This window comes from Sebaldella termitidis ATCC 33386, from assembly GCF_000024405.1.
GTDB classification, from domain to species: Bacteria; Fusobacteriota; Fusobacteriia; order Fusobacteriales; family Leptotrichiaceae; genus Sebaldella; species Sebaldella termitidis.
This window is the reverse complement of sequence record NC_013517.1, coordinates 1,374,492-1,387,952: the sequence shown is the minus strand read 5'-3', so window position 1 is coordinate 1,387,952 and position 13,461 is coordinate 1,374,492. Positions and strand designations below refer to the sequence as shown.

Below are 13,461 nucleotides of genomic sequence, written 5' to 3'. Positions count from 1 at the left end.
ACCGATTTATTTTCATCAAGCTTCTTTGAATAAGTCCGTTAACATATTCATAAATATAAATAAAAGGTATTGACTTTTTTAATTTTTATGTATTCCTTTCCCTAATTATGAGATTTTGATTGCCTCTCTATTATTGGGAGGTTTTATACTTAAATTCTGATAAAAAAGAACCAAATAGATGATCTCTTAAACTTTTTATATGGTTTATCAGTAAATTTAAAAAGTTTTCTTCTTTTCTATCATTTTTAAATTTCATTCCGTCTATTTCCAAATAATAGGTATAGTCATGGAATGCCCCTTCACAACTCGTGCCTTTCATGCTGCCATTTGTTTTAATTTTAACAGAAGTTTTTATTTTGTGTTCACCTTTTATTTTAGCAACTTTTCTAGTAAAAAAATAGATTGTTTCTCCATTTTTATAATACCCATTCCCTAAGTATTCATATGATTTATCGTCAACTTTTAGAAATTTCTTCCCGTATACATATAAGTCATTTCCTAATCTAAAGATTAGGTTATTACTATAATCTTCACTTGAATCTTCATATAATTTCAAATTCTTACTATCTTCTGGAATGTTGGCTTCTTGTAAAAAATCTATATAAGCCGGATCACAAGAATATCCTGTTAAAAATATTAGACTAAATAAAACTAAAATTATCTTTTTCATTTTATTCCCCTATTTAAATTAATATTTTTAATTGCATTTTTCAACTTATCCTACATATTTAGATATATCTTCACCTGTAATTAGGCAGTAAACACCTAAAATAAATATAATAATAAACGCAATTAAAAATTTAGGTCTATAGTTAAAAGAATGCCCTTTTGCTACCCTATATCCAAATATTGAAAGATAAAGAACACTTACTGATACCATGATCCATCCCATTGTTTTTCCCTCCTTAAAATAATCTATAGTATTATAACATAATTTCATTTTAAATAAAAGAAACCTGAAATTAATCAGGTTCTATTCATTCTTATCCAGTCTTTCAAATACCTTCTTTAAAAATCCGGGTATCGGTACTCCCATTTCTGATATATTTTCCAGTATTGATATTCCCTCATTTGCTATTATAAGCACCAATATCCGAAAACTCATACTGTTATCTGATTAAAGATATTGCTTTTTTACTTTTATTTTTCTTTGTTTTATGTAAACAAAACATAATTTCTCGTTCTTAATATTTTTTTATGTGAAAATCAGTATTCTAATAATTTCTTTGTTTTTTATCAACTTTTTGCTATACTTAGTTTATATTTTATTTAGGAGGATTTATGAAAAAAAAATACAGATTCCACAATTATAAATTAATTATAGGCATTTATATTTGTTTAATAATTATTTATTTTACATATGACTTAAAAAGATATATTAAATTGGATATTTCATCACTAAGTTCTAATTTTGTTATTTTTTCATATCTAAGTGGTATTTTACTATATGGAATAAAATCTCATAATAATAAAATTTCAAAACATGTTATTTTTGCTATTATTTTTTTTATTTTCATATTTTACTTTAATCTTTTTTGGAATATTGAAATCAAAGATCCCCTATTGGTATACTTTTCTTCTTTCTATTCTTTTATACTGTTTTGTTTTTTAATTCTCCTTACTTTAGATATTATACTTGAGTGGGAAAATATATTTGATATTAATGTTATTAAAAATATTTACAAGCAAAAAATTGAAATGGATTTTGCTCTAAAAGAAATCAGTAAAAATGTTAAACAAAGAGAAAACTTTATCATTCTCAATGATTTAAATATTTTTTTCAAGTTAGAAGTTTCAAATTTTGAATCTTATTTTAAAATTAAATTTTTATTTCGAAGAAAAAATAAAAAAAATTTCAAATCACTTCTAAAAGATTCTAATAACATGGAAAAATATAAGATTCTAAAAATTTGTAGAAAATATTATTATTTATCAACAGAAGCGCTAAAAAAAGAAGTACTATGATAACAAAAAATGAGCAAAGTTTAGCTCATTTTTTTATTCCTAAATACTTTTCCATATAATATTTAATTGTACTCTTCTTATTTTTACTTATCCAAACTCTTAAATATCTTTTTCTAAAACTCATGATGTTATCTAGCCTCAAACTTATTTTATCCAATTAATACTCTTATTAATATCATTGATAAAATATTGATTTTTCAATAGGTCTTTCCTACTTTTTTACTACTTACTTCTAGATAGACTATACTATAAAAGTATATCTGCGCTCAGAATATTTTATTAATTCTTATAATATCTGTCAATATTTATTTTGTCAAATAAGAAAGTAGCATAATGACTCCTCTACATATGAAATATTTTTATAATTTAAATTCTTCTAAATTTTCCTCATAATTTTCATCTTTTAATATTGGTTTCGAATGTATAAAATGTTTTTTATATTTTTCATGGTTCGTTATATATTCTAAATTTTCTTCAATAACTGTAAAAAAAGTTTGAGAATCTAATTCTAAAAAGTATTTTGATACTGCACTAAACATTTCTTTTTTATTTTCAATATCAAGCTCTGTTGTTATGAAAGAATCAATTAAAAAAGGAATCTTTACTTCTGAATATGAATTTAATAAATTAAAATATATTAAGTATACTAAATAAGTTTTAAGATTTGCATCGGTACCACTACCTTTAATTTTAGTAAAATTTAAAAAAGGATAGTCTTTTAATGTATAATTTGAAATTGAAGTTAATGAGCTTGATATTATATCTAAAAACAATTCTTCATATTTTTTAGATATTTCAGCTGTTTTCTTTTGTTGTTTAGATTCCAAAGTACGCAATAAACTTTCATTTTTCTTTATTTCTACAATATTTGTTCCTACTTTTGTTCCTGCTTTTTCTTTCTTTTTTATAAGAACATCACTTGCCAAACTTTCTGCTGAATTTTGAATATAACTATCAATGGATTTTAAGTCTGGTTCTCTTTTTATTATACTCATATACTCATTATAAATATTTTTTACTTTCTTTTCTCTTTCAATAAACTCATTCATTGTTTGTTGCTCTAATTCCATGCTTTTTCTAGTAGTATCAATTTGATAGCTTATTTCATCAATATTATTCATAACTGTAAGTCTATCCGCTAATTGCGTTATTGAAGAAGATGAACCACAATGTTTACATACTCCCATCAAGTTCTTATTTTTTTTCTCCAACATCTTTTTTATTTCTTCTAAATGATTTAATTCAGAAAATATCGTATTTAATTTTTCAGAGATTTTCATTTTTTCTTTAGTATTATTTTGTATTTCATCATTTATTTTACTAAGAATTTTTAGATACTCTTCTCTCTTCTCAAAATATTCTTCATCATACTGTATACTACTATTTTTTTGTTTTATTTGCTCCTCTATTAATTCTTCAAGAACAGAAATTTTTTCTAATAGTTTTTTATTTTCATCTTTAAATTTTTTAATTTTTTCTTTCAATTTAGTAATTTTATCGTCTGAAACAGAAAATAATTTTTCAAACATATTTTTATATGAACTTTGCCCATACATTCCCATGACTTCTGATTTATAAGGAGTTCCACGCCATGAAATATCTTGATCAATATAAAATGGCATAATTACTGCTGAAGCATATATTTTATATTCATTCGCATTTTGTATTTCTTTTTCTCTACTTAATTTTAATCTATAATCTATACCAAGTAAATTTTGAAACCAATATCTATACTCCTTTTCATCTAATGGTTTTTCACTGCCTTCCACATAGAATAAATCTTGATGTCTAATTATGTAACTACTTTCGCCATTATTAGTAAAAAATAATTTAAATTTCATATTATTATATATCCAACCATCAGGCATAGAACTTCCATTATTATAACCTAATGTATAAAATAATGATTTTACAATACTTGATTTTCCTATTTTATTTCTTTTTCCAACTATTAAGTTTTGTGTGTTAGAAAATTCTAGCTTCAATGATTTTTTATTAACATAATCTAAAATAATAAATTTATCAAATGTCATGCTGAAACTCCTTTCTGACATAGTATAAAACAATTCTTGCTATTATATCATTCTCTGATAATTCATTCATAATTTGTTCATTTTTCTTTATTTCTCCTAAAGAAAAATCAATGTAATCTTTTATTTTATATCTTAATGATTTTAAATAGCTCAAATCATTTAAACAAGACTCTATATAAGAATAATGTCTATCAGAAATTAAAGGAATAGCAATCATTGCTTTAGCTTGATTTATTTCATCTTTTTGTAAAATTCCATATCCTATCTCTTCCAAACACTCATTAAATAATGCTGACATTTTATTTGTCTCAATAAGTGGTTTTATCATACTTGTATGTATTTTTTTATCTTCATAAACTTGATCATTTAAAAACTTGATCTGCGTCTTAGCCTTTATAATACTATCAATTAAAATTAATGTATTTTTCCCCTTATGATCATTTGTAACAATATTTTTTCCCGTCAAAACCCCTAATAAATATGTCCAATAACTATCTAATTCTTTTGTAAAGGGAGTTTTATATACATATATCTTTTTAGCAATTTCTTTCAAATTTTCTTTTTTACTATCATTAAACTTTTTGTATGCTCTAGATTTTTCTATTTTTCCTATATCAATTCCATACTTATATTTATTAATATGGGTATCTGTTCGAGTAAATAATACTGTTGCTTCTGCACTATCTTCTTTAATACAATCACAATCAATACAAACTATTTTAAAATTTAAATTTTCACTATTTATTTTATTATTATGCAATTTTTCAATTATTGAGTATTCTTGATTCTTATCTGGTACGATTAGTTTAGAAGTTGTTAATGATTTTGATTTTACTTGAATATAATAAAGATTTTCTTCTAAATGAACATCTATATCTTCATATCCTTCTGGCACTACCCAAAGGGTTTCATTATTATAATTCAATAATAAAATAAGAGCTGTGACAGCTTTTTGATAAGTAAATCCTCTTATTGCTTCCACTCCACCAAAATCAACTTTAGTTTCACTCAACATTGTGCCTCCAGTTTAATATTTTTTATTATTATATAATAAAAAAAATATTTAATCAATAAAAAAGCATTTCTAAAAAATTAATTTATTTTTCTGTTATTTCATTAGTAAAAAAAGAACCCACTTATCTAGGTACTTCATCTTTCAATTTTTCTAACATATTTTCTATCTTTTTTGGCATTTTTATTCCCATAATTGATAGGTTTTCCAGTATTGATATTCCTTCTGTTCCTATCATATATAATAACATTATAGTCCGAAAACTTAGCCCTGCTTCATTTAAATGTGTTACTTTATCCAATAATACTGATAATATTATTGCTGATAAATACATTGTTTTTCTTAGTATTCCTTTTAAACCTTTATTTGAATTAAGTCCAGTTGTCATTATCGCTTTTATAAATCCTGTCAGATAATCTAAAAGGATAAGGCTGACCGTCACTTTTAGTAACGTATCGGCACCACCCAAAAAATAAAATACAAAACTTCCTATTACTGAAAATACAACTGAATACTCTATTTTTGTTGTCATGGTATTCTCCTTATTCTTAGATTCCTATTGCCTGCTTTTCTTCTAGTAATATGCTTTCTAATAAGTTTCTTAAATCCAGAGTTTTTTTTGTATCTTGGAATACAGAATCAAAGATATCTTCTGAAAATGTTTCTATAAAATTCGGAATAAATTTATTGTCTTTTGCTTTAGCAGCTACGATAAATTTTTGTATATTATCCCACACATATTCATCAAGTATATTTTGAAGTTTCTCCACTCCTTTTTTTCCTTTTCCTGTAATTTCCTCTTCCAGAATTCTTTTTCTTATCCATTCATTGATTTTCCCTACTATAAATAATTTCACTGCTAATTCTTTCATATATCTCACTCTCCTATTTTTTATTTTATATATTCTTTTATTGCTGATACCACAGCTTTTGCTAACTCTGCCTTTTTTTCATTTCCTCTTTTGAGATCCCCGTCATTTGTAATAAAGAAACTTTCTAACATTACAAATGGAACTTTGGTATCTTTAAACATTGTCCAACCTCTTTGATTTAATGCATCAGCATTATCTAAAGGTTTTCTTCTTATTTTGATTCCTCTGTCCGGCAACCCTAAAACTCCTACCAGTCCTTTTTGAATTAGTCCCGCAAGCTTTTTGCCTTTTTCACTTGTATGCCAGTACAATGTCTCTGTTCCAGAAGCTTTTATATCACTGTTCAGGTGAAAAGATAGAATAATATCATCTTTTCCTGATTCTTTATTTAAATCAGTAACAAGTTTTGTTATATTTGTGCTTCTTAAAACTACTTTATTTGCTATTCCAGATGCATTTAATTCTGGAATTATATATCTCATAACAAAGTCATGATTCCATGTAAATTCGTCCACTTTTGACTTATCGTTTACAGCTCCGTAATCTCTGTATTTTTTGCCACTTGATGTGGTTTTGGTTCCACCGTGACCTACATCAATAAGTACTTTTCCATTCCAATTAATTATTTCCTCTTTTACTTTTTCTGTAAACAGTGTCATGAATTCCTCTGTTGTTTCTCCTATTCCGGTTATTTTATAAGTTTGTCCTGATTCTTCAAATTCTATCCCGATAAGCTCTTTCGGGTCTTTATATCTGTGTTCCATGTTTTCCTCCTTATCTTTTTGTAATACCTGCTATAATCGTAAAATGATGATTAGTATAAAATGGTGAAGCTGATGTACTTTTAGTAAGTGCAAAATTTGGACTCAATATCAAATTCATACTTGCTATCGGTTCTGCAACTACTATATAATCTTTAATTTCAGGTATCATTGTACCCAAATTGACAAATTCAGTACTGGGTGCCGCTGAATTAAATGTTGTAGGATCAGTAAGAAAACCATTCACTATTAAAACATTTCCTGAAAGATAGGCATTCATTAGCACAATGTTGTTTGATGCTGATATAGCTATATTTAGTTTTTTGAAAAATAAGTCATCCCTGCCAGAATCACTACCTGTCAAATAAAACTGGTAATTGTGATATAAAAGATCATATATCTTCCCAGGCTTTATTTCGCCGTCTTCAAATTTTCTGTCATAAAGTCCTGCTAAAATAGGGTAATTCATAGTCATTCCCATATCATCGGTAGCATCTATTACTATATTTCCACCCCGATTTGTTTCATTAAATACTATCTTCAAATTGGCTTCTGTATTTTGAAAATGCCATGCATGAAAACTTGAAGCTTCATAGAATTGGTATTCTCCGTCTGAATATTTTTCCTGTACTTCAATTACTACAGGAGTTTTAGTATATTCTAAATTTACTATTCTTTGTCTCAGCATGATTATATCCGTATCTACATTACCTGTTCCTGTCATCACATTTTTTGCAAGTGTATGCGGATATAGCTGTTCATATCCGCCATCATCTTTTTTCTTTTTTATTTTCACATTTGCCATACTTAATCACCTACACAGTTTCTTGTATCCAGATATCTCCTTCTATCTGCCCTGTCGGCTCTGTTGCCGATACTTTGATGTCAACAATATTCGGCTTATTTTGTATATCTGTCCAGTCAATTATCATGTCCATGCTCTCAAATTCTGATATCTTTATCCAGTTACTTCCATCATAAATGTAAGAAGCTCCACCTGATTTTACCGTACTATCTCCTGTCGCATCAACTACATAAGCAATTAAACCTTCCTCTGATGTCAGAGCATCCCTTGCTGTAATATCTGCTACCACTTTTGCTCCTGCCCCTCCACCTGTAGGTAGAGTATCAAGAAAAGCCTGTACTGTTGTTCCATCTGTCATTTTTACCTGTTCTGCTGTTGTCTTTAAATTTATCTCATCATAAGTCCCTGCACCGTTTTTTCTTTTTAAAGTTCCTTTTTTTACTGCCATTATAATCATCCTCTCTAATCTTCTAATTCTATTTTATAGTCCTTCCAGTCGCCTATGTTCTCTACACTATCAATTAAATCAGTAAGAACATTAAACTCATCTGTTACTTTTATGGATTCGTTTAAATCCTTTGTTGATTTTACATGGAATACAAATTCCTGAAAGGTAAGCCTCTTATTTCCCTCATAAACTTGTACTAATACACTTACTTTCCCTCCCTCAGTTATCTCATTTCCCTTAAAATTATATACTAATACACCGTCTATATCTTTTATCTCACATTCTCCCACCACCACAGCCCCTGACATCTTTGTTACTGTCAATGTTGCTGTTTTCCCTGTCAAATCGAACGGCATACCATGCTTTCGCAAATTAATTGTTAATGGATATACTTCACTATCTCCCTGAACATACAAAATATTTGTATGCTTTATATTGTCAAATAATTCTAAATCAACTGAATATTCTTTTCTCATTTCCTCTCCTTCCTACTGCAAAGTATTTATTACTGAACCTTTGTAGACATAACTATTATTTTTCTTCAATGTTATTGTTTCGCCTTTAGGCACTATTATTGTTAATTCCGAGTATGTCAGTTCTGCTTTTACTGTTTCCGAACCGGATATCAAAATTATTTCTTTTTTCCCTTCAATATTTCTGAAATTCAAATTTTTTAATACTTTTATTCTTTTATCTGAGTAACTGTCTGCAGTTATAGTAATATCTTCAAGTACCATAAACTGAATATTTACCTCATTCACCTGATTACCCACCGAGTTTTTAAAACTCAATAATCGTATCTTGTCAACTTCAATATCTGATAGATAGTAATCAAGATTTACAGGTATATATGATAATACTGAATTATGGAATATGATTGTGACATTAAAATCTGTAATTGGTATCAAATATCTAAATGAATATGTCTGCGAACCTATAAGCTCTGCTTCAACATTCGCTCTAAGAACATAATTCGAACTATAGTCGGCATTACAAACTACTGATATCTCACAATCTCCAGTTTCATTGAAATTATATCTGACCATCATGGGACAAGCTGAGGTATTATACATAGGTGTTCTGTTTCCATCTATTCTGCTCCACTTCCCCATAGCCTCACGTTCTGATATTATCAATTCTTTATTTTCTCCTATAAATACTGTAAGTTTTGGTAAGAACAATTTGTAGTACTCCATTGTCTCTGTTATATAGCTGCTTTTAAAATCCGTTTTGTAATATTCTATATTTAAATTTGTAGATAATTCTATACATTCTGAAAACAGCATGCATATATACATTAAATTTTTAGCACCATATCCTGTTGGTTTTCCTGTAATATATGCTTTTACTTTTTCTAATGTCACAGGTAGTTCAAAACCTAGTTCTTCAAGTGAAGAATCTACGTTAAATTTCTCATAACCTGATAAAGCATTATATTTATCCAGTGTTAACAGACATTTTTCATCAATTTCAGATTTTGGTATTACTTTCTTATATAATACATAATATCCCATCTCTTTAGGTGGATAATAAGTATACATTCCGCCCCCTGTATTTCCGCCACTACTGTTATCTATTTTTTCTTCCAGTTCCTCTATTTTTATATCTCTTTTAGCAAGCTCTATATCTACCTGCCCTGCTAATTCCAGAAGCTTACTTCTCTCAAGCTTATCAAGCTCATAGTATTCTTTTACTTTTATTTTAGCTTCGCTGTCATAGTTAGCTGTTGTTACATCTCCTACTGTAAAGCCTTTATTTATGTCATCCTTTATACTCATTTAAAAATCTCCTTCCATTGCCACAAAGTTAACTAACAAATCTTTTATTTCTGCAGGAGTTGTAAAAATTGTTATATTTGAAAGTGTTCCTCCGTAACTTCTCCCAAACTGCTGAATAACTACTGCCCCGTTTTGTTGTGTCGGGTTAAAATAACTTGCTGTGTACCCTGCAATCTTTTCCACTCTACTTCCAGCATGCTCTACAAACAAATTACCGTTTGCATAAGCTCTATGTCCTTCTACACCTAAAGTTCCTGCATTATTATAAGTATAATTAACCCCGTAAAACTGACCTGAATAGATTGTTATCCATTCCGCATTAGGATCCACATTCATATCTGGAAGCCTTATTGCATTACTGTAATCATATCCTACAAGCCGGCAGATAATCTGATATTTATTATCGCCAAGAGGAATTGCTTCAGCATAATATCGCGTTTTGGTGAAGTCAGGTAAGTAAGAGTACATATCTAAAAATATCTGTTCATTTTCCCATGGAACTCCTCCCGTAAGACTTCTTAAATCTAAGACTGTTCCACTTTGTATAGTTCCTTCCACAAACTTTTTCATTTGTCTAAATGCAATCCAATCACCCATAGTTACACCTCATAAGCTAAAACATTCGTTGTTCCGGCTATTTCATTTCTGGTTTTTACAAATTTACTAAAAGATATATCTGCTCTTGTTGTGGTATATATTTGTCCTGTTTGTGGTATTAACTGTACCTTTACATTTCCTGTGACATAATCTGTTGCAGGAACCTTTAGAGTATTTGATATACTAAAACTTGTATTATTGAATACCTGATTTAGAAGCCAGTATTCATCATTCACCAATACTAATACCTGTAGCGGTGGAATACAGTCATGCACAGCTATGTAGATCGATATTCCTCCAAAATTTACTTCATTTACAATAGTGTGAATTGCTCCGAATCCTGTATAAGGAATAGAGTAATTTCGTACTATTCCCTCACTTATTACTCCCTGTCTCCATATTCTCGTATAATAGGTATCATGACCGGTTCTCACTACTTCGCATTCAGTAGAAAAAGTATCATATCCATGTTCCATATTAGTTATGCCTGCCCTCACAACATGATCTCCCCAAGCTAATCCATCAGTCAAATCTGAAAGTTTAAATTGTATTCCGGTTGATATTGGAAACATTTTTCTTTTAATTAGTACTGTTTTCTTTTCCCAGTTTCCCATGTTTCTCTCCTTAATTATATTCAAATACCTGATAATTGAATTTTGCATTACAGTTAAGTGGTTTTAGGTCAAATACTACTTTACCGTTTTCAATTCTCTTTGTTGTACTTATTGCTCCCTCTGTCAGTCTTGTTGATTCGAGCATTATGGGATTTACTATTATATTTGTATTTGAAGCATTTGTTGAATTAGTATAGACGGTTAAAGTTTCAAGATTTTTTAAATATACAGGACTTGTATTTCTTATTGATATTGTTGTTATTGCTACTCTGTACCAACTACCCGTGCTAGGGAGACCTCTCATAGAATATAATCATCCCGCCTTGTATCACAGTCTTTTTAGTAGAGTTTGCATCTGTAGTATTGTTATATACTGTAAGCCCTGCCTTACTGTACACCTGTAGCATTCCGGATATATCAAGACTATTTCCATTAATTAATTTTACTTCTATTCCCCCGGAAGCATTTTTCTGAATTGCATCTCCTGCTCCAAAAAGTATTTTATCTGTTGTTATTGTATTTGCCTTAACATGCTTCGCTTCTATTTGATTCGCTGCTATATGTCTTGCAAGGATATTATCAGCTGATATATTTTTAGCGTAAACTGTTCCCAATATTAATTTTTTACTTCCTGTATCAACAACTATTGTATCTCCGTCCACTCCTATCTGTTCCCCAGTTATTTCAAGTGACTTAGCTATTACAGCAGTTGACTGGTCACTTTCCATCCCTGCCATTGTTACGCAGGATACTTTTATTTCATAAAATCCCGGGTCCGTATTTGCTAAAAAGTGAGTACTGTTTCCACGGCTAAATTTTAAATTCAGTCCTGTATAATCCCCATTTTCAGTTAAGCCTTTCATATACACTATATATTCCTGAATGTCATCCCTGTTTACTTTATCCCATTTTGCTCCCACTCCTAAATGTAGATTCTCTGGAACTAAATTAATAGGTGTTGGTGGTTTATCTGCAGGATATTTTATATTTCCCCATTCAACATAACCATTATTTAGATATGATTCATCGAAAAGGTTGGACTTCTGATTCTCAAAATACTCTGTATTAGGTTTGTATTCCTCATATTCTACAGCTTCTATCTCAAGTTCATTTTGCTTCTGTGTTATCTTTGTTAACTGTATATCTGCGGTTAATTCTTCAAAATCAAGTTTCACAACATCCTGTAATTCCAGAAATGGAATACTGTTAGTCCTCATTTTATGTGTTGTTTTTTCTCTACAATTTTTAAAATATAAATATCTTGCAACACTTTGGGCAAGTCGTATATCCTGAATATATTTATTGTCATATGTGTAAAGCTCTATTTCATGATCTGCTAAATTCTTCTCTGTATAAGTAACAGTATTTCCCTCGTATACTTTGATCGGCTCTCCATACAGTTTAAACTTCTCTATGAAGATATCCGAAGTAGTATGATTAAAAAACTTTACTTTTCCTCCGTCATTATCAAGAACCAATTCATAGTCTGTGTATGTTATATATGTCTTTGTTCCGTCTGAATTTGGAATATATGCAACTACCTCAGGAGTTTTTTCAAGATTATTTACATAATCAGTCAGATACTTTATCTGCCAATATTCGTTATTGGTTAGTGTATTTGCAGGTACTTTTACTTTTGCATCGTCAGCTTCATAATTTGCATTCTGTCCTGCAAGAATAAATACAGCCTGTCTTGCTTCTGTCTTATTTTCTGTAAATGACACTTCTACTTTATTACTTTCCGGTTTTGTTACAGTGGACTCAAGATAATTAAGGATATTTCGATACTTTAGTTTATAATCAACAATATTAGTATCCTTTTGATTTAATAGACTTGTTATTTTTAATTTTCCTTCGCGGGTTACCCAGATATCCCCTACTACTGACCGGACTAATTCTGCAAGTTCTTCCATAATACTTTTGTCTTTTTCAAATTTTGCAACGGGTATTGTTATGTAATCTCCTAAAGTATGCTTCATTTCTTCTATTTCTATATCAATATCTTCAAATCCTAGTTCTTTGGCCAATTTATACAAAAGAGATAAATTCTTTGCTCCTGAATGATAAACATAATAACCCTGAAATACGTAATCTTTATCAAATCTTTTCTTAAATCCTATAGATGTTTTGTCTTCCAGTTTCAGCTTTATGTATGTTCTCAGGTGTTCACGCCGAATGACCGGTTCTGAAACTATTCCAACAAACAAAAGAAGTTCTTCTCCGTCAAACAGATCTATTACATGAATTTCATCATTTAAATTTATGATGTTATTTTCATAACTATCTTTAAAATCTGTAAACAACATGTCGTATACATCAAAGGTTTTGTCACTGTCTGAGAAATATATTACTTCTTTTTCTGATGATTTATCTGTTTCAGGCTTTAAGAAAGTAAGGTCTAAAGTATTAGCTGCTATACTTTGTGTTTCATTTTCAAGAAATTTTGATATTTCCAAAGTATCATTGTCTAGATATTCCGATATATCCACATTTTTTGTTTTGTTATATATTTTTATCCGGTGTTTCAAATTATTTTCTTCCAGGTATGTTTTATCTATATAGCTTTGTGGTAACAT

At 29.0% G+C, this 13,461-nt stretch carries 17 protein-coding genes; 1 reads left to right on the top strand and 16 read right to left on the bottom strand.

Annotated elements, in window-relative coordinates; genetic code table 11:
• Window positions 1-130: 130 nt before the first annotated feature.
• The 3 genes from STERM_RS06345 to STERM_RS21680 form a co-directional block, all read right to left on the bottom strand.
• A complete protein-coding gene (locus tag STERM_RS06345; RefSeq protein ID WP_012860748.1) occupies window positions 131-670 on the bottom strand; it encodes a hypothetical protein in 540 nt (179 codons plus the stop codon).
• Window positions 671-715: 45 nt separating this feature from the next.
• On the bottom strand, window positions 716-892 hold the full coding sequence (locus STERM_RS22080; protein ID WP_012860747.1) for a hypothetical protein: 177 nt from the start codon (window positions 890-892) through the stop codon (window positions 716-718).
• Between the two features lie 81 nt (window positions 893-973).
• A complete protein-coding gene (locus tag STERM_RS21680) occupies window positions 974-1,105 on the bottom strand; it encodes a phage holin family protein (RefSeq protein ID WP_081439601.1) in 132 nt (43 codons plus the stop codon).
• 176 nt (window positions 1,106-1,281) lie between these two features.
• Between STERM_RS21680 and STERM_RS06340 the strand changes: the two genes are divergently transcribed.
• Complete coding sequence (locus tag STERM_RS06340; RefSeq protein WP_012860746.1) at window positions 1,282-1,965, top strand: hypothetical protein; 684 nt, start codon at window positions 1,282-1,284, stop codon at window positions 1,963-1,965.
• 359 nt (window positions 1,966-2,324) lie between these two features.
• Here the strand turns inward: STERM_RS06340 and STERM_RS06335 are convergent, their stop codons facing one another.
• From STERM_RS06335 to STERM_RS06275, 13 genes are all read right to left on the bottom strand, one after another.
• A complete protein-coding gene (locus tag STERM_RS06335) occupies window positions 2,325-3,998 on the bottom strand; it encodes a coiled-coil domain-containing protein (RefSeq protein WP_012860745.1) in 1,674 nt (557 codons plus the stop codon).
• A complete protein-coding gene (locus tag STERM_RS06330; RefSeq protein WP_012860744.1) occupies window positions 3,988-5,013 on the bottom strand; it encodes a dsDNA nuclease domain-containing protein in 1,026 nt (341 codons plus the stop codon). The genes STERM_RS06335 and STERM_RS06330 overlap by 11 nt, the downstream gene beginning before the upstream one ends.
• Before the next feature lie 121 nt (window positions 5,014-5,134).
• Window positions 5,135-5,542, bottom strand: a complete 408-nt coding sequence (locus tag STERM_RS06325) for a phage holin family protein (RefSeq protein ID WP_012860743.1) — start codon at window positions 5,540-5,542, stop codon at window positions 5,135-5,137.
• Between the two features lie 16 nt (window positions 5,543-5,558).
• Window positions 5,559-5,882: a hypothetical protein gene (locus tag STERM_RS06320; RefSeq protein ID WP_012860742.1), complete on the bottom strand. Its 324-nt coding sequence runs from the start codon at window positions 5,880-5,882 to the stop codon at window positions 5,559-5,561.
• A 20-nt stretch (window positions 5,883-5,902) separates the two neighbouring features.
• The gene (locus STERM_RS06315) at window positions 5,903-6,646 is read right to left on the bottom strand and encodes an N-acetylmuramoyl-L-alanine amidase family protein (protein WP_012860741.1); all 744 of its coding nucleotides are present in this window, start codon (window positions 6,644-6,646) and stop codon (window positions 5,903-5,905) included.
• A 10-nt stretch (window positions 6,647-6,656) separates the two neighbouring features.
• Complete coding sequence (locus STERM_RS06310) at window positions 6,657-7,448, bottom strand: hypothetical protein (protein ID WP_012860740.1); 792 nt, start codon at window positions 7,446-7,448, stop codon at window positions 6,657-6,659.
• A 10-nt stretch (window positions 7,449-7,458) separates the two neighbouring features.
• A complete protein-coding gene (locus tag STERM_RS21150) occupies window positions 7,459-7,896 on the bottom strand; it encodes a hypothetical protein (RefSeq protein WP_012860739.1) in 438 nt (145 codons plus the stop codon).
• A 14-nt stretch (window positions 7,897-7,910) separates the two neighbouring features.
• Window positions 7,911-8,372 (bottom strand): BppU family phage baseplate upper protein, encoded by a 462-nt coding sequence (locus tag STERM_RS06300; protein WP_012860738.1) that lies wholly within the window; start codon window positions 8,370-8,372, stop codon window positions 7,911-7,913.
• A 12-nt stretch (window positions 8,373-8,384) separates the two neighbouring features.
• On the bottom strand, window positions 8,385-9,674 hold the full coding sequence (locus tag STERM_RS06295) for a hypothetical protein (protein ID WP_012860737.1): 1,290 nt from the start codon (window positions 9,672-9,674) through the stop codon (window positions 8,385-8,387).
• Complete coding sequence (locus tag STERM_RS06290) at window positions 9,675-10,271, bottom strand: hypothetical protein (RefSeq protein ID WP_012860736.1); 597 nt, start codon at window positions 10,269-10,271, stop codon at window positions 9,675-9,677.
• A gap of 2 nt (window positions 10,272-10,273) precedes the next feature.
• Window positions 10,274-10,885 (bottom strand): hypothetical protein, encoded by a 612-nt coding sequence (locus tag STERM_RS06285; protein ID WP_012860735.1) that lies wholly within the window; start codon window positions 10,883-10,885, stop codon window positions 10,274-10,276.
• Window positions 10,886-10,895: 10 nt separating this feature from the next.
• Window positions 10,896-11,189, bottom strand: a complete 294-nt coding sequence (locus STERM_RS06280) for a hypothetical protein (RefSeq protein WP_012860734.1) — start codon at window positions 11,187-11,189, stop codon at window positions 10,896-10,898.
• Entirely contained in the window at window positions 11,173-13,461 is a 2,289-nt protein-coding gene (locus STERM_RS06275; RefSeq protein WP_012860733.1) for a hypothetical protein, read from the bottom strand. The genes STERM_RS06280 and STERM_RS06275 overlap by 17 nt, the downstream gene beginning before the upstream one ends.